At 50.0% G+C, this 24,232-nt stretch carries 27 protein-coding genes and 1 pseudogene; 15 read left to right on the forward strand and 13 right to left on the reverse strand.

Going from position 1 to position 24,232, the window contains the following annotated elements; genetic code table 11:
• From FDW87_RS04835 to rimJ, 3 genes are all read right to left on the reverse strand, one after another.
• Nucleotides 1-706 (reverse strand): Gfo/Idh/MocA family protein (locus tag FDW87_RS04835; protein WP_252363013.1); only part of this gene is annotated, 706 nt, incomplete at its 3' end.
• Nucleotide 707: 1 nt separating this feature from the next.
• Nucleotides 708-1,355 (reverse strand): YceH family protein, encoded by a 648-nt coding sequence (locus FDW87_RS04840; protein WP_049040969.1) that lies wholly within the window; start codon nucleotides 1,353-1,355, stop codon nucleotides 708-710.
• Between the two features lie 34 nt (nucleotides 1,356-1,389).
• Nucleotides 1,390-1,974, reverse strand: a complete 585-nt coding sequence (gene rimJ / locus FDW87_RS04845) for a ribosomal protein S5-alanine N-acetyltransferase (protein ID WP_006685101.1) — start codon at nucleotides 1,972-1,974, stop codon at nucleotides 1,390-1,392.
• 259 nt (nucleotides 1,975-2,233) lie between these two features.
• Between rimJ and mdtH the strand changes: the two genes are divergently transcribed.
• The 9 genes from mdtH to FDW87_RS04890 all read left to right on the forward strand — a co-directional run bounded on the left by mdtH (nucleotide 2,234) and on the right by FDW87_RS04890 (nucleotide 8,979).
• Nucleotides 2,234-3,442 (forward strand): multidrug efflux MFS transporter MdtH, encoded by a 1,209-nt coding sequence (mdtH, locus tag FDW87_RS04850; protein WP_016156184.1) that lies wholly within the window; start codon nucleotides 2,234-2,236, stop codon nucleotides 3,440-3,442.
• Nucleotides 3,443-3,556: 114 nt separating this feature from the next.
• Nucleotides 3,557-4,117, forward strand: a complete 561-nt coding sequence (locus FDW87_RS04855) for a lipoprotein (RefSeq protein WP_016152618.1) — start codon at nucleotides 3,557-3,559, stop codon at nucleotides 4,115-4,117.
• A gap of 105 nt (nucleotides 4,118-4,222) precedes the next feature.
• Nucleotides 4,223-5,269, forward strand: coding sequence for a dihydroorotase (gene pyrC / locus FDW87_RS04860; RefSeq protein ID WP_016156183.1), 1,047 nt, complete (start codon nucleotides 4,223-4,225; stop codon nucleotides 5,267-5,269).
• 65 nt (nucleotides 5,270-5,334) lie between these two features.
• Nucleotides 5,335-5,580, forward strand: coding sequence for a DNA damage-inducible protein I (gene dinI / locus FDW87_RS04865; RefSeq protein ID WP_003036157.1), 246 nt, complete (start codon nucleotides 5,335-5,337; stop codon nucleotides 5,578-5,580).
• A gap of 339 nt (nucleotides 5,581-5,919) precedes the next feature.
• The gene (bssS, locus tag FDW87_RS04870; RefSeq protein ID WP_003036154.1) at nucleotides 5,920-6,174 is read left to right on the forward strand and encodes a biofilm formation regulator BssS; all 255 of its coding nucleotides are present in this window, start codon (nucleotides 5,920-5,922) and stop codon (nucleotides 6,172-6,174) included.
• Between the two features lie 114 nt (nucleotides 6,175-6,288).
• Nucleotides 6,289-7,407, forward strand: a complete 1,119-nt coding sequence (gene solA, locus FDW87_RS04875; protein ID WP_016156182.1) for an N-methyl-L-tryptophan oxidase — start codon at nucleotides 6,289-6,291, stop codon at nucleotides 7,405-7,407.
• Between the two features lie 52 nt (nucleotides 7,408-7,459).
• Nucleotides 7,460-7,573, forward strand: coding sequence for a YceO family protein (locus FDW87_RS04880; RefSeq protein WP_003036148.1), 114 nt, complete (start codon nucleotides 7,460-7,462; stop codon nucleotides 7,571-7,573).
• Between the two features lie 262 nt (nucleotides 7,574-7,835).
• Entirely contained in the window at nucleotides 7,836-8,402 is a 567-nt protein-coding gene (locus tag FDW87_RS04885; RefSeq protein WP_016152615.1) for a cytochrome b, read from the forward strand.
• 1 nt (nucleotide 8,403) lies between these two features.
• The gene (locus FDW87_RS04890) at nucleotides 8,404-8,979 is read left to right on the forward strand and encodes a YceI family protein (protein WP_103283706.1); all 576 of its coding nucleotides are present in this window, start codon (nucleotides 8,404-8,406) and stop codon (nucleotides 8,977-8,979) included.
• Nucleotides 8,980-9,025: 46 nt separating this feature from the next.
• Here the strand turns inward: FDW87_RS04890 and FDW87_RS04895 are convergent, their stop codons facing one another.
• Nucleotides 9,026-10,078 carry a rhodanese-related sulfurtransferase gene (locus FDW87_RS04895; protein WP_016152613.1) on the reverse strand — a complete coding sequence of 351 codons (1,053 nt, stop codon included), beginning with the start codon at nucleotides 10,076-10,078 and terminating at the stop codon, nucleotides 9,026-9,028.
• A 220-nt stretch (nucleotides 10,079-10,298) separates the two neighbouring features.
• On the opposite strand from FDW87_RS04895, the gene FDW87_RS04900 reads away from it, so the two are divergent.
• The 3 genes from FDW87_RS04900 (at nucleotide 10,299) to FDW87_RS04910 (ending at nucleotide 13,054) form a co-directional block, all read left to right on the forward strand.
• A complete protein-coding gene (locus tag FDW87_RS04900; RefSeq protein WP_019076458.1) occupies nucleotides 10,299-11,219 on the forward strand; it encodes a Kdo(2)-lipid IV(A) acyltransferase in 921 nt (306 codons plus the stop codon).
• Nucleotides 11,220-11,374: 155 nt separating this feature from the next.
• Nucleotides 11,375-12,595 (forward strand): multidrug efflux MFS transporter MdtG, encoded by a 1,221-nt coding sequence (gene mdtG, locus FDW87_RS04905; protein ID WP_046274768.1) that lies wholly within the window; start codon nucleotides 11,375-11,377, stop codon nucleotides 12,593-12,595.
• An 81-nt stretch (nucleotides 12,596-12,676) separates the two neighbouring features.
• The gene (locus FDW87_RS04910) at nucleotides 12,677-13,054 is read left to right on the forward strand and encodes a MysB family protein (protein WP_016152610.1); all 378 of its coding nucleotides are present in this window, start codon (nucleotides 12,677-12,679) and stop codon (nucleotides 13,052-13,054) included.
• On the opposite strand, the gene FDW87_RS04915 is transcribed toward FDW87_RS04910, so the two are convergent.
• The 3 genes from FDW87_RS04915 to mdoG form a co-directional block, all read right to left on the reverse strand.
• Nucleotides 13,055-13,282: a YceK/YidQ family lipoprotein gene (locus FDW87_RS04915; RefSeq protein WP_016152609.1), complete on the reverse strand. Its 228-nt coding sequence runs from the start codon at nucleotides 13,280-13,282 to the stop codon at nucleotides 13,055-13,057. It abuts the gene before it with no gap.
• 75 nt (nucleotides 13,283-13,357) lie between these two features.
• Nucleotides 13,358-15,886, reverse strand: coding sequence for a glucans biosynthesis glucosyltransferase MdoH (gene mdoH / locus FDW87_RS04920; RefSeq protein WP_019076449.1), 2,529 nt, complete (start codon nucleotides 15,884-15,886; stop codon nucleotides 13,358-13,360).
• Nucleotides 15,879-17,414, reverse strand: a complete 1,536-nt coding sequence (gene mdoG, locus FDW87_RS04925; RefSeq protein WP_085951042.1) for a glucans biosynthesis protein MdoG — start codon at nucleotides 17,412-17,414, stop codon at nucleotides 15,879-15,881. Before mdoG ends, mdoH begins: the two co-directional genes overlap by 8 nt.
• Before the next feature lie 271 nt (nucleotides 17,415-17,685).
• Between mdoG and mdoC the strand changes: the two genes are divergently transcribed.
• On the forward strand, nucleotides 17,686-18,846 hold the full coding sequence (gene mdoC, locus FDW87_RS04930; protein WP_137352075.1) for a glucans biosynthesis protein MdoC: 1,161 nt from the start codon (nucleotides 17,686-17,688) through the stop codon (nucleotides 18,844-18,846).
• A 24-nt stretch (nucleotides 18,847-18,870) separates the two neighbouring features.
• On the opposite strand, the gene FDW87_RS04935 is transcribed toward mdoC, so the two are convergent.
• The 6 genes from FDW87_RS04935 to csgB all read right to left on the reverse strand — a co-directional run bounded on the left by FDW87_RS04935 (nucleotide 18,871) and on the right by csgB (nucleotide 22,748).
• Entirely contained in the window at nucleotides 18,871-20,310 is a 1,440-nt protein-coding gene (locus FDW87_RS04935) for a phospholipase D family protein (protein ID WP_282105441.1), read from the reverse strand.
• On the reverse strand, nucleotides 20,294-20,836 hold the full coding sequence (ymdB, locus tag FDW87_RS04940; RefSeq protein WP_137379501.1) for an O-acetyl-ADP-ribose deacetylase: 543 nt from the start codon (nucleotides 20,834-20,836) through the stop codon (nucleotides 20,294-20,296). Before ymdB ends, FDW87_RS04935 begins: the two co-directional genes overlap by 17 nt.
• Nucleotides 20,837-20,936: 100 nt before the next feature.
• Nucleotides 20,937-21,257 carry a type 1 fimbrial protein gene (locus tag FDW87_RS04945; RefSeq protein ID WP_016152603.1) on the reverse strand — a complete coding sequence of 107 codons (321 nt, stop codon included), beginning with the start codon at nucleotides 21,255-21,257 and terminating at the stop codon, nucleotides 20,937-20,939.
• A gap of 151 nt (nucleotides 21,258-21,408) precedes the next feature.
• A complete protein-coding gene (gene csgC, locus FDW87_RS04950; RefSeq protein WP_046274771.1) occupies nucleotides 21,409-21,741 on the reverse strand; it encodes a curli assembly chaperone CsgC in 333 nt (110 codons plus the stop codon).
• 61 nt (nucleotides 21,742-21,802) lie between these two features.
• A complete protein-coding gene (gene csgA / locus FDW87_RS04955; protein ID WP_006685125.1) occupies nucleotides 21,803-22,252 on the reverse strand; it encodes a curli major subunit CsgA in 450 nt (149 codons plus the stop codon).
• Between the two features lie 40 nt (nucleotides 22,253-22,292).
• Entirely contained in the window at nucleotides 22,293-22,748 is a 456-nt protein-coding gene (gene csgB / locus FDW87_RS04960; RefSeq protein ID WP_019076446.1) for a curli minor subunit CsgB, read from the reverse strand.
• Nucleotides 22,749-23,507: 759 nt separating this feature from the next.
• On the opposite strand from csgB, the gene csgD reads away from it, so the two are divergent.
• Both csgD and FDW87_RS21820 read left to right on the forward strand, forming a co-directional pair.
• Nucleotides 23,508-24,158, forward strand: a complete 651-nt coding sequence (csgD, locus tag FDW87_RS04965; protein WP_003036091.1) for a biofilm master transcriptional regulator CsgD — start codon at nucleotides 23,508-23,510, stop codon at nucleotides 24,156-24,158.
• A 4-nt stretch (nucleotides 24,159-24,162) separates the two neighbouring features.
• A pseudogene (locus tag FDW87_RS21820) lies at nucleotides 24,163-24,232 on the forward strand (curli assembly protein CsgE); the annotation flags it as partial.

Genomic DNA, 24,232 nt, shown 5'->3' on the forward strand with positions numbered 1-24,232 from the left:
TAACGTCAATCAGGCCACCATCCGTCACCGCCTGCAGGCTCTCGCGCTGGCTACCGGCGCGGCGATGCATACTGGTCGTTACCTGCATTTGCCCGGCAGAAAAATGGTGCTCCGCATAGAGCATCGCGCCGGAGTCATTGGTTAACAGCGTACCGTTATTTAACTGCGCTTTCTCTCCCGCCAGCCACAATGCGGTATCGACAACGTGCAGATAGTCGTCCAGCAAAGTGAAGCGCAGATCGTGCGGCCCGACGCTGTCCGTCCGGTGCTTATCCATGCGTACGGACGCCGCATTGCCCAACTGGGATTTGAGATCCTGATACAGCGGCGCAAATCGACGGTTAAACCCCACCATCAGCGTCAGCTTTTTCCGCTCGGCCAGCTCCACCAATTGTTCAGCCTCGCGCAGGTTTTCCGCCAGCGGTTTATCCACGCACACGTGAACCCCGGCATTCAGCAGTTCGCTGACCACCGCATAGTGCGTTGCGGTACTGGAATGGACGAAAACCGCATCGCAGGTTTGCGCCAGATTAACCAGTGAATCAACGTAGGGTATCCGCCAGGTATCACAGATACGCTGCGCTTTTTCCCGCGAAGGTGAAAATGCCCCTTCCAGCGTCCAGTCTGCACTAGCGCCCAGCACGGGCAGCCAGGCCTTTTGCGCAATCCCGCCGAGCCCGACAACGCCGATACGTAATTTATTCACATCAGTCTCCCAGGTGCGCCAGCAAGGAATCAAGCCGTTGCTTAAGCTCCGCGACGTCTGTTTCCAGCGCTTCAACGCGCGCCTGTAGATCGCCCGAAGCTGCCGGAAGTTCATCTACCGTTGTCATCGCTTCATCAACGTCACCGCAAAACAGGTGCATATAACGGCTTTCACGTTTGCCCGGCTCACGCGCCAGGCGAACGACATAAGGACCATCTTCCCGGGTTGCCAGTTTCTCCAGTGTCGACTCTACTTCGGCCATGTCGCTGAATTCGTACATCCGGGAGGCGCGGCTACGCAGTTCACCTGGTGTTTGAGCGCCGCGCAGCAACAGCGTGGTAATGAGCGCGACTTCCCCCGCGCTGAGCTTAAGATTACCAAACTCAGAGTTGCAGAAACGCTGCTCATATTTGGTGACGCGATTACCAAAGCCACTCACCGTGCGCAGGAAATGCCGTTTCACCAGGTTATCAAGCTGATCCTGCACGTCGGATTCCGACAGGTTCATCACGGGTTCACGATTCGTTTTTTGATTGCAGGCGGTTACGACTCCGTTAACGGAGAGCGGATACTGTTCAGGTGTAGTCACTTGTTTTTCTAATAAACAGCCAATCACCCGTGCTTCGGTGGCGGTTAATTCGTATTTCATCGTCTTCTCCATTAATCATGGCTGCATCTGAAACTTAGCGGCCGGGGGTCCATTCTGATGTGGTCAACGCCGTCAGCACGTGATCGCGCCACTGCCCGTCAATCAGCAGGTAGTCTTTGGCATACCCTTCTTTTTCAAAACCCAGTCGCGCCAGTAGGTCACCGCTGCGTTTATTATGTGGCATGTAGTTAGCCATAATGCGGTGAATATGCTGCGTGCGCTGCATATAGCGGATGGCCGAGGTTAAGGCTTCATACATCAGCCCCTGCCCCTGCCACTTCTGCGCAATGGAGTAACCGAGATAACAGGCGTGGAAAGATCCCCGCACGACGTTCGAGAAGTTCGCGACGCCAATAATCTCTTTTTCTTCCGGATCGAGCAGCGCAAAGTAATAAGCGGTGCCCTGTTTATGAAACTCAGAGATCATGCTCAGACGCGCCTGCCAGCCTGATGGATAACAGTGGCTTTCATCGCGAATAGGCTCCCAGGGCTTTAAGAAATGACGATTTTCTGCGTAATAATCTGCCAGACGCCAGGCATCACGCTCATGCACTAAACGCACGACCAGGCGGTCCGTGGTTAAGCGCACTTTTGGCACGTTACTGCGATAGCCAAACATTCTATACCTACTCCTTCCCGTAACGTCTTCAATACGCTATTCGCATTACTATACCTGCGCAAATACGCCCTGTGAAAAGAGCAAAATGCCATTTTTTGAATTATTCACACATTTTGATGAAAACTCTCTATCAAGACGGACTTTTGATAAAAAAATATTGTCCCGCGAAGGGTGGGAAAAGCGATGACGACACCGCAGAATAGGAGGTGCTTATCTTTTAAACTCTATCCAGAGTGACGAGTTTTTCCCTGGAGGGGAAATGTCGCAAGTCTCGCAGGCAAGGAACCTGGGTAAATACTTCCTTCTTATCGATAACATGCTGGTCGTGCTGGGTTTCTTCGTCGTTTTCCCGCTGATCTCAATTCGTTTCGTCGATCAAATGGGCTGGGCCGCCGTGATGGTCGGTATCGCGCTTGGATTACGTCAATTTATCCAGCAAGGTTTAGGTATCTTCGGCGGTGCTATTGCTGACCGTTTCGGGGCAAAACCGATGATCGTCACCGGCATGCTGATGCGCGCTGCCGGATTCGCCACCATGGGCATTGCCCATGAACCGTGGCTGCTGTGGTTTTCCTGCTTTCTTTCCGGGCTGGGCGGCACGTTGTTCGACCCTCCCCGCTCGGCGCTGGTGGTCAAACTGATCCGTCCGGAAAAGCGCGGGCGTTTTTTCTCTATTCTGATGATGCAGGATAGCGCCGGGGCCGTGGTTGGCGCGTTGCTCGGCAGTTGGTTATTGCAATACGATTTCCGTCTGGTGTGTGCCACCGGCGCAATTTTGTTCGTTCTGTGCGCGGCGTTTAACGCCTGGCTACTTCCGGCATGGAAGCTGTCGACGGTGAAAATTCCGGTGCGCGAAGGAATGAGCCATGTGATGCATGACAAGCGCTTTGTCACTTATGTGCTGACGCTGGCGGGCTATTACATGCTGGCGGTACAAGTGATGCTGATGCTGCCAATAATGGTAAACGACATCGCTGGCTCACCGGCCGCTGTGAAATGGATGTATGCCATCGAGGCGTGCCTCTCTTTAACGTTGCTCTACCCGATTGCCCGCTGGAGTGAAAAACGCTTTCGCCTTGAGCATCGCCTGATGGCCGGTCTGCTGGTGATGTCTTTAAGCATGATGCCCATCGGCCTGGTCGGAAATTTGCAGCAGTTGTTCACCCTGATTTGCACGTTCTATATTGGCTCAATCATCGCCGAACCGGCGCGTGAAACCCTGAGCGCCTCGCTGGCGAATGCACGGGCACGGGGAAGCTATATGGGTTTCAGTCGACTGGGACTCGCCATCGGCGGCGCCATTGGTTATATCGGCGGCGGCTGGCTGTTTGACATGGGTAAAGCCCTGGCACAACCGGAGCTGCCCTGGATGATGCTCGGTATTATCGGCTTCATCACTTTCCTGGCGCTGGGCTGGCAATTCAGTCTCAAACGCCCAACGCGTGGTATGCTGGAGCCTGACGCCTGATAGCCAATCTGGTGTACGCGCATTTTTCAGTTTTTTCTGCTGTTACCCGCAGCGCTGGTGCTCGATGATGCTTTGTGTCACGATTACACCACAAGCATCATGTTGAGGAACCCCATGAAAAAGTTTTTTTTTGCCGCTGCACTAATTGTCAGCGGCCTGTTGGTTGGTTGTAATCAACTCACGCAATACACGGTTAGCGAGCAAGAGATTAATCAGGCCCTGGCGAAGAATAATAACTTTTCAAAAGATATCGGTTTGCCTGGCGTCGCTGAAGCACATATCGTACTGAACAATCTCGCCAGCCAGATAGGCCGTGAAGAACCCAATAAAGTGACGCTGACCGGAGACGCCAATCTGGACATGAACTCCCTGTTTGGCAGTCAGAAAGCAACCATGAAGTTGAAGCTAAAAGCCTTACCGGTTTTCAATAAAGAAAAAGGCGCGATTTATCTGCAAGAAATGGAAGTCGTGGACGCTACCGTCACGCCGGAAAAAATGCAGTCGGTACTGCAAACGCTGATGCCTTATTTAAATCAGTCGCTGCGCAACTATTTCAACCAACAGCCGGCGTACATTCTGCGGGATGACAGCAGCCAGGGGGAAGCGCTGGCGAAAAAACTGGCGAAAGGCATTGAGGTGAAACCGGGAGAAATCATTATCCCGTTCACCGACTAATATGACAGAGGGCGCCGATGCGCCCTTTTTTTTCGTGCAAACGAAAACGTTTCCGCTTATCCTTTGTTTCCGGCAAAAAAGACTATCCTCAGCCGGAGCATATTGATGACTGCACCATCCCAGGTTTTAAAGATCCGCCGCCCAGACGACTGGCATCTTCACTTTCGCGATGGCGACATGTTAAAAACTGTCGTGCCCTATACCAGCGAAGTTTATGGCCGCGCCATTGTCATGCCGAACCTGGCTCCGCCCGTCACCACGGTTGACGCGGCTATCGCTTACCGCCAGCGAATTCTTGACGCGGTTCCTGCCGGACACGACTTCACGCCATTAATGACCTGCTACTTAACGGATACGCTGGATCCCAATGAGCTGGAACGTGGATTCAACGAAGGCGTGTTCACCGCCGCAAAACTCTATCCGGCCAATGCCACCACCAACTCGACGCATGGCGTAACCTCTATTGATGCCATCATGCCAGTGCTGGAACGGATGGAAAAATTGGGTATGCCTCTGCTGGTGCACGGCGAAGTGACGCATGCGGATATCGATATTTTCGATCGCGAGGCGCGCTTTATTGAAACGGTGATGGAACCACTGCGTCAGCGCTTAACTGCGCTGAAAGTGGTGTTCGAACATATCACGACTAAAGATGCTGCCGAATACGTGCGCGACGGCAACGACCTTCTGGCGGCGACCATTACGCCGCAGCACCTGATGTTTAACCGCAACCACATGCTGGTCGGCGGGATTCGCCCTCATCTGTACTGCCTGCCGATCCTCAAACGTAACGTCCATCAACAGGCGCTGCGTGAGCTGGTCGCCAGCGGGTTTAACCGCGCCTTCCTCGGTACCGACTCAGCGCCGCATGCGCGTCATCGCAAAGAGTCAAGCTGTGGCTGTGCGGGCTGCTTTAATGCGCCGACCGCACTGGGCAGTTATGCCACCGTGTTTGAAGAGATGAATGCGCTGGACCATTTTGAAGCCTTCTGCTCACTCAATGGCCCACAGTTCTACGGTTTGCCGGTGAATGACACCTTTATTGAGCTGGAACGCGTGGAGCACAAAGTCCCGGAGAGCATTGCGCTGCAAGATGATACGCTGGTGCCTTTCCTGGGTGGCGAAACGGTACACTGGTCCGTGAAAAGCTAAAAAAAGTGTAGCCAACTGGTGAGAATAACTGTATAAATAAACAGTATATTCCACAGGGGGCTACTATGCGTATTGAAGTCACTATTGCCAAAACTTCACCTTTACCTGCTGGTGCAATTGACGCGCTGGCAGGTGAACTCTCCCGCCGTATTCAGCACCATTTTCCGGATAACGAAGGTAACGTTACCGTCCGTTATGCCGGCGCAAACAATCTGTCGGTTATTGGTGCCACCAAAGAGGATAAAGAACGCATCAGCGAGATCCTCCAGGAGACCTGGGAAAGCGCGGATGACTGGTTCATCAATGAATAAATAATGATATGCAGTGATGTTTGTTTGCCGGGTCGCCCCGGCTTTTTTATACACACCATCTTTTAATCAATCGTTCATTCCTTCTGGCAAACTTATATTTTAATAATAAATCCCTGGTTATCTTTTAACCACAACACCAAAATAATTGTGCAACATGCTTAAAAAAAATGAATAACATGTCGGTTTGTTAGTCAGATAACGCTGAAAACGAAAATTTTATGTGCTTACCTCTTTAAATTTTCAATGAATACCCTTATTTATTGATATACTGAAGTTGCTTCAGAAAAAACGCATTGAACCTCGAAAACCGTTGTCTAGTAACACGAATTAGGGGGCATGATGGAAAAGAATAATGAAGTCATTCAGACTCATCCGTTAGTAGGATGGGACATCAGCACTGTTGATAGCTACGATGCGCTGATGCTGCGTTTGCACTACCAGACCCCGAATCGTCCAGACCCGGATGGGACTGAAGTTGGTCAAACGCTCTGGTTAACCACTGATGTTGCCAGGCAATTTATTTCGATATTAGAAGCAGGAATCGCTAAAATTGAATCCGGCGATTACCAGGTAAATGAGTATCAGCGACATTAAATCTGATACATCCAACCATCAAAAGGCACCTTTCCGGTGCCTTTCTTATTTCCAGGTTGAATATTCCGGGTCACTTATTTACCCTGCTACTATCGCGATTGCAGAGAGAAGCGGATGAAATACGACTTAATCATAATTGGCAGCGGTTCCGTGGGCGCCGCAGCCGGATACTATGCCACTCGCGCCGGTCTGAAGGTTCTGATGATCGATGCGCATATGCCACCGCATCAGCAGGGCAGCCACCACGGCGACACTCGATTAATTCGTCATGCCTATGGCGAAGGTGAAAAATATGTTCCGCTGGTGCTGCGTGCGCAAACATTATGGGATGAATTATCCACCCAAAATGAAGAGCCGATTTTTGTGCGCTCTGGTGTCATCAACCTTGGTCCGGCAGATTCAACCTTCTTAGCGACCGCGGCGCAAAGCGCAAAACAGTGGCAACTCAATGTTGAACAACTGGATGCAGCAGCCATTATGGCGCGCTGGCCAGAGATTCGCGTACCTGAAAACTATATCGGTTTGTTTGAAGCGGAGTCTGGTTTTTTACGTAGTGAGTTAGCGATTAAAACCTGGATCCGTCTGGCGGAAGAAGCAGGCTGTGCGCAGCTATTTAAATGCCCGGTCAGCGCAATTCGTCATAGTGATGATGGCGTCACGGTAGAAACCGCCGATGGTGACTATCACGCGCAAAAAGCGGTGATCAGCGCCGGAACCTGGGTACAGGCATTAGTCCCTGAACTACCGATACAACCGGTACGCAAAGTGTTCGCCTGGTATCAAGCCGATGGGCGTTACAGCGTTAAGAATAACTTCCCTGCCTTCACCGGGGAGCTACCAAATGGCGATCAATTCTACGGTTTCCCGGCAGAAAATGACGAGCTAAAAATTGGTAAGCACAATGGCGGACAGGTAATTCATTCGGCAGAAGAGCGCAAGCCGTTTGCCGCTGTAGCCAGCGATGGTTCTGAAGCCTTCCCATTCCTGCGCACAATTCTGCCAGGCGTAGGCTGCTGTCTGCACGGTGCGTCCTGCACCTATGATAACTCACCAGATGAAGACTTTATTATTGATACTCTACCGGAGCATGACAACACGCTGATCATCACCGGGCTGAGCGGACATGGCTTTAAGTTTGCCGCCGTCCTCGGAGAGATTGCGGCAGACTTCGCCCAGGACAAACCGTCTGACTTTGACCTGACTCCCTTCAGGCTAAATCGTTTTAAGCGATAATAAATGAATGGCCTCGTTGGTGAGGCCATTTTTAATGACAGGAATAACGTTGATGCGCCGCATCTTTCACTATCTGGTTAATAATATTCGCGAGCATCTTATGCTCTACATTATTTTATGGTCGCTGCTGGCAATTATGGATGTGATATATATTATGTTTTTCTGAACCCGCAACGCTGACACTAATTGACATAAACTGATATTAACTTAATTTTCATTGCAATTAACTGAACAAGAAAAACACCTTAAACACCCAGAAACCAAGCCTTAATGTCATCCACCCCTACTAATTCCTTGATGATTACTTCACAATTCAATCAATTTTATTGAATCAAAAACAAATATCACCATTATTGTTATTTATTAGTTGCATTAATGTCTTTTACGCGCCATTTTCATTCACTTCTGAAATATCTAACGGTGCACTTATGCAATTCAATAATACTCCACAACGCTATGGCGTGGTGTCTGCCGCTTTACACTGGCTGATTGCGATTGCTGTATATGGCATGTTTGCGCTGGGATTGTGGATGGTCACACTCAGCTATTACGACGGCTGGTATCACCAGGCCCCTGAACTGCATAAAAGCATCGGCGTTGTGCTCATGATGGGGCTGGTTATCCGCGTCGTCTGGCGGTTGATCTCCCCTCCTCCTCCTGCGCTGGCAAGTTATTCCCGTTTCACCCGCATCGCGGCGGCACTGGGTCACCTCGCGCTATACACATTGCTCTTTTCAATTGTCATCAGCGGGTATTTGATTTCCACCGCTGATGGCAAAGCGATAAGCGTATTTGGTTGGTTCGACATTCCTGCCACCCTTGCCAATGCGGGCGCTCAGGCCGACCTCGCCGGTAGTCTGCACCTGTGGCTTGCGTGGACTGTGGTGGTTTTATCGCTTCTGCACGGACTGATGGCCCTGAAACATCACTTTATCGATAACGACGATACCCTGAATCGCATGTTGGGAAAATCGTCATCTGACTATGGAGCTTAAAATGAAAAAAAACCTGCTGGGACTTACACTCGCCTCTCTATTATTCACCACCGGGTCAGCCTTGGCGGCAGATTACAAAATTGACAAAGAAGGACAGCATGCCTTTGTTAATTTCCGTATTCAGCACCTGGGTTACAGTTGGCTGTACGGCACATTTAAAGATTTCGACGGGACTTTTACCTTTGATGAGAAAAATCCCGCAGCCGATAAGGTTAACGTCACCATCAACACCAACAGCGTTGACACCAATCACGCCGAACGCGACAAGCACCTGCGCAGCGCAGATTTCCTTAACGTGGCCAAATTCCCGCAGGCGACCTTTAGCTCTACCAGCGTGAAGAAAGAGGGGAATGACCTGGATATCACCGGTAATCTCACCCTGAACGGCGTCACTAAACCGGTTACGCTGGATGCGAAGCTGATTGGTCAGGGCGGCGATCCGTGGGGTGGCACGCGTGCAGGTTTTGAAGCACAAGGTAAAATTAAGCTGAAGGACTTCAACATCACCACCGATCTCGGCCCGGCGTCTCAGGAAGTCGATCTGCTCATCTCAGTGGAAGGTGTCCAACAGAAGTAACGTATGAGTTGCCGGATGGGGCTAAAGCCGCCATCCGGCATGATGACTATTGCGCAGGGTCCGGAATACCCAGTTTGGTATTCAGACGACCGCGTGACTTATTAAATATTTTGTTGCCATTTTCACGTCCTGCTCGAAGACGACGTTGCTCTTCTTCCGGCAACTTACTCTCTTCGCTACACAACTCGCTACAGCAGCCGTTATACTTCTGCGCGCAGGCCGGACACTGGATAAACAACAGATGGCAGCCATCATTTTTGCAATTAGTATGGCTGTCGCACGCCGTTCCGCACTGATGGCAATGCGCAATAACATCTTCAGAAATCCTTTCGCCCATACGCTCATCAAAAACGAAGTTTTTACCGACAAAACGTACAGGAAGCCCCTGTTCACGTGCCTTGCGGGCATATTCAATAATACCGCCCTCAATGTGCCAGACTTTGCTAAATCCGTTGTGTTTCATCCAGGCGCTGGCTTTCTCACAACGGATCCCGCCCGTGCAATACATAACGATTTTTTTATCTTTATGCGCCTGCATCATTTCAACGGCTTTCGGTAACTGGTCGCGGAACGTGTCTGCCGGGATTTCTAGCGCATTCTCGAAATGGCCCACTTCATATTCATAGTGGTTGCGCATATCAATGAATACCGCGTCAGGATCGTCCAGCATGGCGTTTACTTCCGCCGCCTTCAGGTAATCACCTACGTTGCTGGCGTCAAATTGCGGATCGTCAATACCATCCGCCACGATGCGTTCACGCACTTTCATACGCAGCACCCAGAACGATTTACCATCATCATCCAGCGCGATATTCAGACGTAACCCGGCGAATGCGGGATCAAACGCATAAAGCTGCTGGCGGAATGCCTCGACGTTGCTTTGCGGTACGCTGATTTGCGCATTGATTCCTTCATGGGCAAGATAAACGCGCCCGAAGACGTTCAATGCAGTGAACATCTGGTACAGCGCATCACGCGTGTGCTGAGGATTGGCGATGGTGAAATATTTATAGAATGAGATCGTCGTGCGCGGCTCGGTCTCAGCCAACATTTTGGCTTTGAGCGCATCGTTCGAAATGCGGTTGTGTAACACTGGCATGGTGTACGTATCCTGCAAATAGGGAGAAAATGAAAATCGGCGGCATAATAAAGCAAACACCGCCAATTTACATCCACACATTTTACGCTACATTTCTTACTCCAATATAAAAGTGCAACAACAATTGCTGGTTTAATCACCGTTCTCCCGTCACAAATTTTTGATATGCGCGAAAAAATGCGACAATACAGGCAATTGGTCGTTTGAAGACAGGATAGACATGACGAATTTACCCAAGTTTTCGGCTGCGTTACTGCATCCACGTTATTGGTTAACCTGGCTGGGCATTGGCATCCTTTGGTTAATCGTGCAGTTACCCTACCCGGTTCTTTACAAGTTGGGCTGCGCATTAGGTCGTCTGGCATTACGTTTGATGAAACGTCGGGCAAAAATTGTTTCCCGTAATCTGGAACTGTGCTTCCCGCAAATGAGCGAGCAGGAACGCCAGCAGATGATCATCAAGAACTTCGAGTCCGTGGGCATGGGCGTGATGGAAACCGGAATGGCCTGGTTTTGGTCTGACAAGCGCATTTCACGCTGGACGGAAGTTATCGGGATGGAACATATCCGCGACGTTCAGGCGCAAAAACGGGGAATTTTGTTAGTGGGTCTGCACTTTCTGACCCTTGAACTGGGTGCGCGTCAGTTTGGTTTGCAGGAGCCGGGGATAGGCGTATATCGCCCTAACGACAACCCACTGCTCGACTGGCTACAAACCTGGGGCCGTATGCGCTCTAATAAATCAATGCTCGATCGTAAAGACCTGAAAGGAATGATTAAAGCGTTGAAAAAAGGCGAAGTGGTCTGGTATGCGCCGGATCATGACTACGGTCCCCGCGCCAGCGTATTTGTCCCGCTTTTTGCTGTTGAACAGGCCGCAACAACCTCCGGGACCTGGATGCTTTCACGCATGTCGAATGCCTGCCTGGTACCGTTTGTTCCCCGCCGCAAACCTGACGGTAAAGGTTATCAATTGATTATGCTGCCTCCGGAGTGTTCACCGCCGTTAGACAACGCGGAGACTACGGCTGCGTGGATGAATAAGATTGTTGAGCAATGCATCATGATGGCCCCAGATCAGTACATGTGGCTACACCGTCGTTTCAAGACGCGTCCTGAAGGTTCACCTTCCCTGTACTAAAGCACGGTTGCAGTCCTGTGGACTGCAACACCTTCCCTGCCCGCTTTAGGTTTAACTGCTATCCGCATTGCAGCAACTATCTACCAGGCGCATAATTAGCCTGCTTGCTTATATTCAATCGATAGCGCAAACAGCGCGCCACACTGCGGAACGCTATGTCACCCTCAGATGCTCCCATAAACTGGAAACGTAACCTCACCGTTGCCTGGTTGGGTTGTTTTTTAACCGGTGCAGCATTTAGCCTGGTTATGCCCTTTTTGCCCCTCTATGTCGAGAGCCTCGGCGTTACGGGTCATAGCGCCCTGAATATGTGGTCAGGTCTGGTCTTCAGCATCACTTTTCTCTTTTCCGCCATCGCCTCTCCTTTCTGGGGTGGCCTTGCCGATCGCAAAGGGCGAAAAATCATGCTGCTGCGTTCCGCATTGGGTATGGCGATTGTGATGCTGCTGATGGGGCTGGCGCAAAATATCTGGCAGTTCTTGGTCCTGCGTGCCCTGTTGGGTCTGCTCGGCGGTTTCATTCCCAACGCCAATGCACTCATCGCCACCCAGGTTCCGCGCAATAAAAGCGGCTGGGCGCTGGGAACGCTTTCCACCGGCGGCGTCAGCGGCGCACTGCTCGGACCGTTAGCTGGGGGGCTGCTCGCGGATCAGTACGGACTACGCCCGGTATTTTTCATCACCGCCAGCGTACTGCTGGTCTGTTTTATCCTGACGCTATTTTTTATTCGCGAACGTTTCCAACCGGTGAGCAAGAAAGAGATGCTGCACATTCGCGAAGTCGTGGCCTCGTTAAAAAATCCCAAACTGGTGCTGAGCCTGTTTGTCACAACGCTGATAATCCAGGTGGCAACCGGGTCCATCGCGCCAATTCTGACGCTGTACGTTCGAGAGTTGGCTGGCAACGTCAGTAACATCGCCTTTATCAGCGGGATGATTGCTTCCGTACCGGGCGTGGCTGCGTTAATTAGCGCCCCGCGACTTGGCAAATTAGGTGACCGAATTGGCCCGGAGAAGATCCTGATTGTTGCTCTGGTCATCTCCGTGCTGCTGCTTATTCCAATGTCGTTTGTACAATCGCCCTGGCAACTTGCCGTTCTGCGCTTTTTATTGGGGGCCGCTGACGGGGCTCTGCTCCCGGCTGTACAAACACTGCTGGTCTATAACTCAACCAATCAGATCGCCGGGCGTATTTTCAGTTATAACCAGTCATTTCGCGATATCGGTAACGTAACGGGACCGTTAATGGGGGCGGCAATATCCGCCAACTACGGTTTTCGCGCCGTCTTCTGCGTGACCGCGGGCGTCGTACTGTTTAACGCTTTCTACTCGTGGAATAGTCTGCGCCGTCGCCGGAGCACTGAGGCTACGGGATGATTTTTGTGCATTCATACTTGCAATATCGGAGAATCAACTATTATTTCCCTGAATACTTCATTAAATCAAAGGGAGACTCTGATGACCATGTATGCCACGCTGGAAGAAGCCATTGATGCCGCTCGTGAAGAATTTCTGGCTGATAACCCTGACCTTGAGCCCGACGAAGCCAGCGTTCAACAGCTAAGCGTACAAAAATACGTGCTACAGGATGGTGACATTATGTGGCAGGCGGAATTCTTTGCTGATGAGGATGAGGGCGAGGGTGAATGCCTGCCAATGCTGAGTGGTGAAGCGGCCCAAAGCGTTTTTGATGGCGACTATGATGAAATTGAAATCCGTCAGGAGTGGCAGGAAGAAAACACGCTTCACGAATGGGATGAAGGTGAATTCCAGCTGGAACCTCCCCTGGATACCGAAGAGGGTCAGACCGCGGCCGATGAATGGGATGAGCGATAGCTACTCGTAAGGTCCGTGGTGAATGTCGAGCGGGAGCAGCAAGGTATCAAACACCAGCGAAAATGGCAGGTCGAGGATGGTGACGTAGCGCCACGCGGAGTCCCGGACATCCCATTGCACGCCAGGATAGTATTGGTTTCCGTGCCCTTGTCCTGGGATAGTACGGCTAATAATACTGCCGCATCCGCTCAGCAAGCACACCATGATTGCCACTGCCAATATTCGCACCTGATACCTCACGGGTCTTTTATTTAGTATAAAAAAATACCGGCACCAGGCCGGTATTTTCACGTTACATAACGCTTACTTTTTCCTGAGCGCCAGCGGATTCAGGGTCAGTCCCTGGTAGTAATTCACCCACGAAGAATACTTATCAGGTGAATTCCAGACGCGATAGTGCAAACGCGCCATCGTCACCGGATCGCTCAACAGCACCAGACGGCGGTCACGGTTTAGTTTCTCCGGCGTTTCGTTCAGCGCCTGCTCCACATGGCGGTCACGGGCAATCTCAAGCACGTTACTCGCGCGGTGGCGTGCAGTCGCCATTGCCGTTGCCAGTGCATTAAATGACGGGTTAAACACCGCATGCATAAAGCCGTCGTCCAGCGTACGATTGCGGTTCATCACCAGATAGGTATCCGTATCCACCAGCACCTGCGGCGGAGAATACTCTTCCGGGATCAGGAACAGCTTCCAGCGCTTGGTACGTAACCCAACCGTGGAACGGCTGGAAATCACGGAAACAAACGGCGACAGGATCAGCGAGAAGACAATCGGCGCCAGCCAGAACAGAAAACGCAGATCCAGCCAGGCCATACCTACCGCCCACACCAGCCCCAGCAGTAACTGAGAACCGTGACGCATAAATGCTTCACCCCACGGGGTGGAATCGTCATCACGCTGCGGCGAATTCCACACCACTTCCCAACCGAGGAAGGCGCTCACGACGAAGACGGTATGGAACAGCATACGTACCGGCGCCAGCAGCACGGAGAACAGAACCTCCAGCAGCAGCGACAGCGTGACGCGGATAAACCCGCCGTACTCTTTCGTCCCTTTACACCAGATGAGCAAAATACTCAGCAGCTTCGGCAGGAACAGCAGCACCATCGTAGAAGCAAACAGCGCGATCGCCAGTTCAGGACGCCACTGCGGCCATACCGGGAACAGCTGGCGCGGTTGCAGGAAGTACTGTGGTTCCGTCAGCGCATGCACCACCTGCAATGCGGTCGATAACGCGAGGAACATAAACCACAGCGGCGCGGACAGATAGGACATAACGCCGGTCAGGAACACTGCACGATGAACCGGATGCATCCCTTTCACCAGGAACAGACGGAAGTTCATCAGGTTGCCATGACACCAGCGACGGTCACGCTTGAGTTCATCCAGCAGGTTCGGCGGTAGCTCTTCATAAGAGCCCGGCAGATCGTAAGCAATCCACACGCCCCAGCCGGCACGACGCATCAACGCCGCTTCGACGAAGTCATGGGAGAGAATCGAACCCGCAAACGAGCCTTCGCCCGGTAACGGCGCAAGCGCACAGTGTTCGATAAACGGCTTCACGCGAATAATCGCGTTATGGCCCCAGTAGTGCGATTCCCCCAATTGCCAGAAGTGAAGTCCAGCGGTAAACAACGGACCATAAACACGGGTCGCAAACTGCTGACAGCGTGCATACAACGTATCCATACCGGAAGCCTTCGGTGAAGACTGGATAATCCCGGCATTTGGATTCGCTTCCATCAGGCGCACCAGTCCGCTCAGACAGTCACCGCTCATCACGGAGTCAGCGTCCAGCACCACCATGTAGCTGTACTGATTTCCCCAGCGACGGCAGAAGTCATCAATGTTGCCGCTTTTACGCTTCACGCGACGACGACGACGACGGTAGAAAATCTGCCCTTCGCCTTGCACTTCGGCAATCAGCTCCATCCACGCTTTTTGTTCTGCTACGCAGATATCGGGGTTGTAACTGTCGCTCAGGATGTAAACATCAAAATGCTCGGCGTTGCCCGTCGCTTTGACCGACTCCCACGTGGCGCGAAGTCCCGCGAATACGCGGTCAACGTCCTCGTTACAGATCGGCATAATCAACGCAGTCCGGTGTTCGGGATTTAACGGTTCGTCCCCAACCGTTGAGGCGGAGATACTGTACTTATCTCGCCCAATCAACAGTTGCAGGAAGCCCATCAACGCGGTCCAGAATCCTGCTGAAACCCAACAGAAAAGCACGGCAAACAAAATGAGAATGCCGGTCTGGAGCATGTAGGGCAGCAGTTGCATAAAGGAGACCCATAAATCCTGCCCCATCATGTCAACAGGATTAATGAATGCCCAACCCTGATACGGAAGGATCGTCTTCATATACCAGGTTGCGACGACCGTTTGCGCCAGCGTTAAGATCAACAACGTATAGCGGCGGATGGTGCCAACCGTACGCCATTTTTGCTCGCTCTCCTGTTCTTCTTTCGTCAAACGCGAAAGATAACGCGGAGTCACATCGCGCCCGCGCAGGCGATCCCAAAAGCGGCCAACCGGGTTGGTACGCCAGGGATCGGGGAACATAGAGGTACGCGTTGCTTTTGGCATCGCCTGCAGCTGATCGCGCCCCTCATCGTCCTTAACCAACTGCTCTTTGGCCAGAGAATCAGGCCACGCCTGCTCCAGGCGAGCTTTCACCGAACCCTGCGGTGAATCATCTTCGCGCGAGTACGTACGATGCTCGGCATCCAGCGCCTGATGAACGGCGCGGATGTCAGTTTTCGGCAGTGCCGCTTTTTCGATATCCGAAAGCGGCATTGCGTCAATATACTCAGTTGTCTTATTCATTGGCAGGTAACTGGTAGCTCCAGGTTTCACTCAGCGTCTGATCGGCATTGACCAAGGCAGCACGCATTTCAGTGGTTTTCTTCACGTCTTTCACTTTCACGCGCAATACCAAACGCCAACCTTTAGTTACCGGGTTGTAGCGCACAGTACTTTCAACGATCTCGCCGTTGTCGCCAATACTGGTTTGTGCGGTAACCGGGGTATCCTGCGGCAGCTTTTTCATATCCGTGCCGGTAAAGTCCACCACAAACGCGATAGTGCCATCAGGCTGACGAATGAGGTTAGACTGTTTTACATCACCGGTAGAACGACGAGTCTGCTGGACCCAGGCGCTATCAGGGGCATGAAGCTTGTCTTCGTCACGCGTGAACGTCAGGGTGTACTTGAAGTTCATCTCTTTGCCGGCTTCAGGCAGTTGATCCGGCGTCCAGTACGCAACGATGTTATCGTTCGTTTCATCGTTAGTTGGGATTTCAACTAACTCAATCTTACCTTTACCCCAATCACCTTTTGGCGTGATCCAGGCGCTTGGGCGCAGATCGTAACGATCGTCGATATCTTCAAAACGCGAGAACTGACGGCCACGCTGCAGCAGGCCGAAACCTTGCGGGTTTTCCATCGCAAAGCTGCTCACCGCCAGATGTTTCGGGTTATTCAGCGGACGCCAAATCCACTCGCCGTTGCCAGCGTGGATCGACAAACCGTTAGAGTCATGCAGTTCCGGACGATAGTTGGTCGCCGGAGAAGGCTGGTTTGGTCCGTACAGGAACATACTGGTTAACGGTGCCACGCCCAGCTTGCCCACTTTGTCGCGCAGATAAACTTTGGACTGAACATCGACTACCGTGTCACGACCCGGAATGATGACAAAGCGATACGCTCCGGTTGCGCGCGGAGAATCCAGCAAGGCATAAATGGTCAAACGTTTGTCAGTCGGTTTCGGACGCTCGATCCAAAACTCACGGAAGCGGGGAAATTCTTCGCCAGAAGGCAGAGCGGTATCAATCGCGAGACCGCGCGCAGACAGACCGTAGACCTGCCCTGCCCCCAAAACACGGAAATAGCTGGCACCGAGCATGCTGACGATTTCGTCGTTTTTATCTTTGCTGTTGATCGGATACAGCACTTTGAACCCGGCGAAACCGAGATCTTTTACCGTGTCTTTATCATGCTGAACATCGCCAAAATTAAAATAATCCGGGCTGTATTTGATTCTTTTCACCGCTGTAGCGGTAACTTCGTTGATTTTGACCGGCGTGTCGAAGTACATACCCTGGTGGTAGAACTCGAGCTTAAATGGGGTCTTGAGATTGCTCCAGTAGGCTTTATCGCGGTTAAACTGGATCTGCTGATAATCCGCATATTTCATGTCGCGGAAAACGGAGGGCAAGTTACTTTTTGGCGCCTCATAGCCTTTACCGGCTAAGGATTGAGCTTGTTTTGCAACATCATCGATGCTGAACGCCCAGCTCGATGATGTGTACAGCGTTAACATAACTGCTGCACCCAACCAACGCATTTTCATCATTTGTAGTTTATGTTTCATAATTAGTAAGCACTTCCCCCTTTGTGTGCTTATATTGATCCGATCCATTTTAATGGATAATCGGGTATTCCGACAACTGAATCCCTGTATTGTTCGCGCGCTGGCTCATGGTTTAATCAGGTTCAACTACCTGTTTTCACTTTGCGTGCTTATCCTGGAGACAGGTTGTTGGACTTCGTGTAGGGTTGCCCTCGAATGTAACCATTATTCGTCTTAGGGATAAGACGAAAAGTCTGAGAATACATAACTGTCTATGAGCTCTGTATCACCACCACGCGAATATTTTCTTGACTCCATCCGTGCCTGGCTAATGTTGTTAGGGATCCCATTCCATATTTCGTTGATTTACTCGACCCACACCTGGCACGTGAACAGCGCGGAACCGTCGTGGTGGTTGACCCTGTTTAACGACTTTATCCATGCTTTTCGCATGCAAGTCTTCTTTGTCATTTCGGGTTATTTTTCCTACATGCTATTTTTGCGCTATCCGCTAAAGCGCTGGTGGAAGGTGCGTGTAGAACGCGTGGGGATCCCGATGCTGACCGCGATTCCATTACTTACGCTGCCGCAATTTATCATGCTGCAATACGTAAAGGGAAAAGCAGACAGTTGGCATACTCTCAGCGGCTACGATAAATACAATGCGCTGGCCTGGGAGCTGATTTCCCATCTGTGGTTTTTACTGGTTCTGGTCGTATTAACGACCGTGAGCATGTGGGTGTTCACCCAGATGAAAAACAGACTGACGCGTAGTGACGCCACCAGCGCCCCGGCGGTGTCGATGACTAAATTATCGCTGATTTTCATCTTGTTAGGTGTCGGTTACGCCGCCGTCAGAAGGACTATTTTCATCCTCTACCCTTCGATTCTCAGCGATGGCATGTTCAATTTTATCGTTATGCAAACGCTGTTCTATGCGCCGTTCTTTATCCTCGGCGCACTGGCGTTTATCAACCCGAATCTGAAAGCGCTGTTTACCACACCGTCACGCGGTTGCACGCTCGGTGCTGCATTCGCATTTGTGGCATACCTGCTCAATCAGCGTTATGGCAACGGCGATGCATGGATGTATGAAACCGAATATGTCATTACCATGGTCATGGGACTGTGGATGGTGAACGTCGTCTTTTCGTTGGGTCACCGTTTGCTTAATTTCCAGTCTGCCCGCGTGACCTATTTTGTCAACGCGTCGCTGTTTATCTATCTGGTGCACCACCCGTTAACGCTGTTTTTTGGCGCTTACATCACACCGCATATCACGTCGAATCTGCTGGGTTTTCTCTGCGGTCTGCTGTTTGTGGTTGGGATTGCGGTAATACTGTACGAAATCCATTTACGCATACCGGTGCTGAAGTTTCTCTTTTCGGGTAAACCGCCCGTTAAGCAGGATAAAAACAAGGCCGTAGCCGGCTAGTTTTTCCCTCAATCATTGTGTGGTTCAAAGCAGCCATTCAATGGGTAACACGGACGCCAGCTTTACCAGAACCCGCTTCCAGAATCCTGTGGCGGGTTCTTTTTTCAGGACCTGTTCACTGCCAGAAAGTCGGTCGACCCAATTAATTCTCCCCCAACGGTCAAGGCGTAGCTGCCAGGCCATATCACGCTGGCTTTGCATAAACCGTTTATGAATCAATTCGGCCAGCACTTCACTCTCAATCACAAACCCCATTTCCGTATTGAGCAGCGTCGAACGAGGATCAAAATTAAGCGAGCCGATAAACACTTTGCGATCATCAATACTGAACGTTTTCGCATGCAGGCTGGACCCTGAATTACCTGTTAATCCACGATCGTGAACGACCGAGACGCGATCGCGGGTCGGTTTAAGTTCGTATAATTCTACACCGTAGCGCAGCAGTTTTTTTCGCCAGCGCGCATAGCCCGCATGGACGATCGCCACATCATTCGCCGCCAGTGAATTGGTTAAAATGGCAATCTTGACGCCTTTTCTTACCAGTCTCAGGAGCTGCGCCACACCGGCACGCGTCGGCACAAAGTAGGCAGAAATAATATCAATACGTTCGGTCGGCGAACCCATTACGTCAAACAAACGCTGCGGTAATAGCGAGTGGCGCGGCGCTTTCCCTTCTCCTTTTGCAGGATCATCGCTCAGCAAACGCGTTTTGGCCCAAATCAGCGGCAGCGATCTTTGATCGAGACTGGACATAAACTGGCTGGTTTCCAGCTTATGCAGATAGCGGCGGGTAATATCATCGTTATACCAGGATTCGGGTAGCTCAATACGCTGCGCAGAATCTGGCTCGGACATCTCAAGCACATTTTGTAACGTTGAAACCGAGCGACAGTGCCAGTAACGCTCAAAATCATCTGCCACATCTTTGACAACCGGCCCGATAGCCATGACGTCCAGGTCGGAAAATAGCGGTTGCTCACCCGCGCCAAAATAGGCATCACCAATATTACGCCCACCAACGAGGGTCACCACGCCGTCAGCGGTATAACTTTTATTGTGCATGCGCCGATTAAGCCGGGCAAAATCGGTTAAATAGCCCAGCGCGCGCAGGATGCGAAAGGAAAACGGATTGAAGAGGCGAACTTCTATATTGGGGTGCTTATCCAGCAGACGCAGCGTGTCGTCCAAACCCGGCGTGTTGTTATCATCCAGCAGCAAACGCACCCGTACGCCTCGCTTCGCTGCGGCCAGCAGTACGGAAAATAGCAATAACCCGGACATGTCGTTTTCCCAGATGTAATACTGCACATCCAGGGTACGTTCCGCCATTTCCGTTAACCGATAGCGAGCAGCAAACGCATCCAGGCTGTCATCCAACGCAAGAATGCCGCATTCTCCCGGGTGGTCTTGGCAAAGGGGCGTGATGGCACGCTCAAGTCGCGTCATATCAGTCCGTGTGATCATCACCTTGTTGTGTTAGCAATCTCTTATAAAGTTGAGCGTTTTCGTCATCAAAGCACACGAAGTATATCTGATCAGGAAGTGCGCGGCGGGTAATAAATTTCAGCACCGTTTTCACCGCTATTTCTGCCGCTGGGGCGCGTGGGTAGCCATAAGCCCCGGTGCTAATCGCCGGAAAAGCAATGGAGTGATAACCATTGGCCAGGGCCAGTTGCAGGGTGTTTAAGTAGGCTTCTTCGAGGCGTTCGGCCTCATGATGACCTCCCCCTTGCCAGACGGGTCCTACGGTATGAATGACCGCTTTTGCCGCAAGCGCTCCCGCCAGAGTGATCACCGCATGCCCTGTCGGGCATTCTCCTTGTTGCTGGATAACCTGTTTGCAGGCCTCCAGTAATGCAGGTCCGGCAGCGCGATGGATTGCGCCATCGACGCCACCGCCTCCCAGTAGCGATGAATTCGCCGCATTGACAATCACATCAACAGCGACAGTCGTAATATCGCCATGTAACACATGAACACGTGATTGCATAAGTTCCCCCTGACAAAACACCATTCGTTAAGTGTACAGCAGGGTTTTCCCTTAAATCTCTCTTTTTAACCGTAAGTGTGCATATCTACGCCACAGCGAGTCATTTATATTCAATATTAAGAATCGCCATGTTTTTCTGTTCATTGAGGTAGTGCATTTTGACTGTGGCAATTTCCTGCACATTCTGAGGGGCTGTCGCGAGCTGCTGCGGGTTGTAAAGACTATTCTGGTTGGTGCCGTTGCGGATACATGACAATTCAATTTGCTGCTGCTGTCTGTTAACGTCGCAAGGTGATTCAACTATCGCTCCGCGAAAATGAATAACCCCGCCGGTTGTGATTTGCTGCGCAATTGCAGGGAGGGTTAAAAGAGAAAAAGCACATAAACTGGTACTTAAAATACGCTTTAATAATGTACACATAAGGGTTCCTCAATGATTAGCCATCTTTGAGGGATCGAAATGATCCTTCACCGCTACGATTAACGATCAAATACAAACGCTCACACGCTTCTATATTCATAGAACAGCAGCGCATTCCCAGCCACACCCTTAATGCAAATACAGCAAAAAATTATGGGTGACTGTTTGAGTCAGGCCATTGTTGCGACAGATGCAGAGACTGCCCATCTGAAACGGTAACGATAATTTTGACCGAATCCTCAGATGAAATATTAAAGCTCAGTTTGGTTAATTCAATCGGTCGATTAGCAGGGACCGAAAGGCTTATTTTCTGCTGCGACTGGCTTTGTCCCCCCTGCCCTTGACGTATGGCAAGGACTTGTACCTCACATACGCACGGTTGGGTTAACGTCACCTGAGGAATAATGGTGTACATATCACCTTGCTGAGTAGTATTGAATGTTATTTGATTTGCCAGCGCGGCAATGAGTAATAGCGTATGCATCATATTCTCCCGAAAAAAAAACAGGGCTCACGCCCTGTTTATTATCAGTCAGAAAACTGAATTAGTGTTGGTTAGCTGTAGCGTTGTTGCCAAAGCCAACTTGCTGAATCAGCACATTGGAGTCAGAAGCGGTCTGATTAACCAACGCACCGTTACGGCCACCGAACTGGGTTACACTAATATCAGCATTTTTAGCATTCCACTGATCGATAGTGGCATTGTTCTGGAAGCCAGTCTGTTTCAGGCTAATGGTACTGTCATCAGCGCCTTGACCAACTACAGCCCCGTTACCACGCCCATGTTGTGTGATAGTGACATCTGATTTACGCGCATCACTTTGCAGAGCATTCGCAGCGTTGTTTGACCCATATTGGTAGATACTCAGTGAAGAGTCTGGGCCATAATTACTACCGCCACCATGATGATTGCCGCCCCATTGCGGAACAACACCAGCCAGAGCACTGCCAGAAACTACGATTGCTGCGAATGCTGCCACTTTTAAAAGTTTCATGGTAAACCCCCATCGGATTGATTTAATCGTCGTTAATGGATTAGCGTTGAGTAACGCGAATTGCCATTTGCGACTGTCTCTGCACCACAACTGCTGTTTTTTGTGTACCGTACTGAGTAATATTGGCTTTATTACCAGAACCTTTCTGGATAATTACCGCCGTATTACCGTATGAACCTTGTTTAATACTCGCGTCATTGGAACTACCCGTTTGATCAATATATGCAAAGTTATATGATCCCGTCTGGTCTGTTTTCGCTCGGTTACCAGAACCTTCTTGCGAAATAACCGACAATAACTTCGAGCCCCCCTGTCGAGTATTTGCACTGTTCGCAGTGCCAACCTGACCAATAATGGCTGCCTGATTAAATGAAGACTTACTTAATTCATTTACCGCAAAGTTATATTCTGAGTTAGCTAAATCATAACTTGTAGCGGATGCAATCCCAGGCACACCCAGCATTGTAAACATCATAAATAACAACTTGTTTTTCATGTTGTCACCCTGGACCTGGTCGTACATAAGGTTAAATTATTTACCACTCAAATTATTGTTAACGTGACTTACATTTGTTAACGCCACGTTACGATGAAGAGTATGTCCGTTGAAACATTTTAAATAACTCACCCACCAGTTGTATTTTTATATCCAGATTCACCCCAAAGTACTAATTAACCGCAATTAACACCGTTATAGCTCTGGATTTTATTTCTTTTGTAACCCGATGAGTGAATTTCTATGCAGTAACAAAAAAACGCGTTTCCCGCGTTTTCTGGGCCTTGCAGACGGTAGTGGGATTGTCCTCGGTACAAGTCGTGACAAGTGTCATTTTTTTCTATCTAAAATTGTTCAACTTAAAGTGAGACAAAAAAATCAAAATTCATTAGAAATCTAAAACCATCTAATTATAATTTTATTTCTTAAAATTCAATAAGATATTATAATTTGTATGATTTTTTAAATCTATGCAATAACGCTAAAATGTACAACTTTACTATCAAATCTAAACTCCACAAAAACGCAAAAATCACATTTTAATATATAAATTTACATTATGTAACATGTTTAACACTTGCTTTAAGATTTGTAATAGCTAGATTGAAATCAGTTGAAGTCCATTTGTTTTAATATTTTCACCCCGTTGGGTCGAAGTTTTATTTCTACATAGCAGTGCAACATCTGTCAGTACTTCTGGTGCCTCTATTTTAGTAGAGGCAACTGTCAGGTGTGCGACTAAAAAAGTGGAGTTTCATCATGTTTAATGAAGTCCATAGTATTCATGGTCATACATTATTGTTGATCACTAAACCATCCCTGCAGGCAACTGCGTTATTACAGCATTTAAAGCAATCGCTGGCGTTAACCGGAAAACTACATAATATTCAACGTTCTCTGGATGATATATCCTCCAGCTGCATTGTTTTACTGGATATGATGGAGGCAGATAAAAAACTGATCCATTACTGGCAAGATAATTTGAGCAGAAAAAACAACAATATAAAAACTTTATTGTTGAATACCCCAGATGATTATCCTTACCGGGATATTGAAAACTGGCCGCATATCAATGGCGTATTTTACGCAACTGAAGATGAGCAGCGTGTAGTCAGCGGTTTGCAGGGTGTGTTGCGGGGCGAATGTTACTTTTCGCAAAAGCTCGCCAGCTACCTGATCACGCATTCCGGGAACTACCGCTATAACAGCACGGAGTCGGCATTACTTACGCACCGTGAAAAAGAGATCCTTAATAAACTGCGTATCGGCGCCTCAAATATTGAAATCGCGCGTTCACTATTTATTAGTGAAAATACGGTGAAAACACATCTTTATAATCTTTTCAAAAAGATAGCTGTCAAAAATCGTACGCAGGCGGTCTCGTGGGCCAATGACAACCTCAGGCGATAAAGCCATGAAACGCTATTTGACCTGGATTGTGGCAGCAAATTTGTTCCTTGCTGCCGGGAATCTACACGCGGCTG

Origin of the sequence: Citrobacter sp. wls826, from assembly GCF_005281245.1 — a bacterium.
Classification (GTDB): Bacteria; Pseudomonadota; Gammaproteobacteria; order Enterobacterales; family Enterobacteriaceae; genus Citrobacter; species Citrobacter braakii.

Excerpts from the sequence above, each read along its gene's own strand:
- rimJ (WP_006685101.1), bottom strand. The coding sequence starts at position 1,974 with ATGTTTGGCTATCGCAGTAACGTGCCAAAAGTGCGCTTAACCACGGAC.
- mdoG (WP_085951042.1), bottom strand. The coding sequence starts at position 17,414 with ATGATGAAAATGCGTTGGTTGGGTGCAGCAGTTATGTTAACGCTGTAC.
- dinI (WP_003036157.1), top strand. The coding sequence starts at position 5,335 with ATGCGTATTGAAGTCACTATTGCCAAAACTTCACCTTTACCTGCTGGT.
- FDW87_RS04880 (WP_003036148.1), top strand. The coding sequence starts at position 7,460 with ATGCGCCGCATCTTTCACTATCTGGTTAATAATATTCGCGAGCATCTT.
- FDW87_RS04885 (WP_016152615.1), top strand. The coding sequence starts at position 7,836 with ATGCAATTCAATAATACTCCACAACGCTATGGCGTGGTGTCTGCCGCT.
- pyrC (WP_016156183.1), top strand. The coding sequence starts at position 4,223 with ATGACTGCACCATCCCAGGTTTTAAAGATCCGCCGCCCAGACGACTGG.
- csgD (WP_003036091.1), top strand. The coding sequence starts at position 23,508 with ATGTTTAATGAAGTCCATAGTATTCATGGTCATACATTATTGTTGATC.
- FDW87_RS04890 (WP_103283706.1), top strand. The coding sequence starts at position 8,404 with ATGAAAAAAAACCTGCTGGGACTTACACTCGCCTCTCTATTATTCACC.
- mdoC (WP_137352075.1), top strand. The coding sequence starts at position 17,686 with ATGAGCTCTGTATCACCACCACGCGAATATTTTCTTGACTCCATCCGT.
- solA (WP_016156182.1), top strand. The coding sequence starts at position 6,289 with ATGAAATACGACTTAATCATAATTGGCAGCGGTTCCGTGGGCGCCGCA.
- FDW87_RS04900 (WP_019076458.1), top strand. The coding sequence starts at position 10,299 with ATGACGAATTTACCCAAGTTTTCGGCTGCGTTACTGCATCCACGTTAT.
- FDW87_RS04945 (WP_016152603.1), bottom strand. The coding sequence starts at position 21,257 with ATGTGTACATTATTAAAGCGTATTTTAAGTACCAGTTTATGTGCTTTT.
- FDW87_RS04935 (WP_282105441.1), bottom strand. The coding sequence starts at position 20,310 with ATGATCACACGGACTGATATGACGCGACTTGAGCGTGCCATCACGCCC.
- mdoH (WP_019076449.1), bottom strand. The coding sequence starts at position 15,886 with ATGAATAAGACAACTGAGTATATTGACGCAATGCCGCTTTCGGATATC.
- FDW87_RS04895 (WP_016152613.1), bottom strand. The coding sequence starts at position 10,078 with ATGCCAGTGTTACACAACCGCATTTCGAACGATGCGCTCAAAGCCAAA.
- csgC (WP_046274771.1), bottom strand. The coding sequence starts at position 21,741 with ATGCATACGCTATTACTCATTGCCGCGCTGGCAAATCAAATAACATTC.
- csgA (WP_006685125.1), bottom strand. The coding sequence starts at position 22,252 with ATGAAACTTTTAAAAGTGGCAGCATTCGCAGCAATCGTAGTTTCTGGC.
- ymdB (WP_137379501.1), bottom strand. The coding sequence starts at position 20,836 with ATGCAATCACGTGTTCATGTGTTACATGGCGATATTACGACTGTCGCT.
- FDW87_RS04910 (WP_016152610.1), top strand. The coding sequence starts at position 12,677 with ATGACCATGTATGCCACGCTGGAAGAAGCCATTGATGCCGCTCGTGAA.
- csgB (WP_019076446.1), bottom strand. The coding sequence starts at position 22,748 with ATGAAAAACAAGTTGTTATTTATGATGTTTACAATGCTGGGTGTGCCT.
- mdtG (WP_046274768.1), top strand. The coding sequence starts at position 11,375 with ATGTCACCCTCAGATGCTCCCATAAACTGGAAACGTAACCTCACCGTT.
- bssS (WP_003036154.1), top strand. The coding sequence starts at position 5,920 with ATGGAAAAGAATAATGAAGTCATTCAGACTCATCCGTTAGTAGGATGG.
- FDW87_RS04855 (WP_016152618.1), top strand. The coding sequence starts at position 3,557 with ATGAAAAAGTTTTTTTTTGCCGCTGCACTAATTGTCAGCGGCCTGTTG.
- FDW87_RS04840 (WP_049040969.1), bottom strand. The coding sequence starts at position 1,355 with ATGAAATACGAATTAACCGCCACCGAAGCACGGGTGATTGGCTGTTTA.
- mdtH (WP_016156184.1), top strand. The coding sequence starts at position 2,234 with ATGTCGCAAGTCTCGCAGGCAAGGAACCTGGGTAAATACTTCCTTCTT.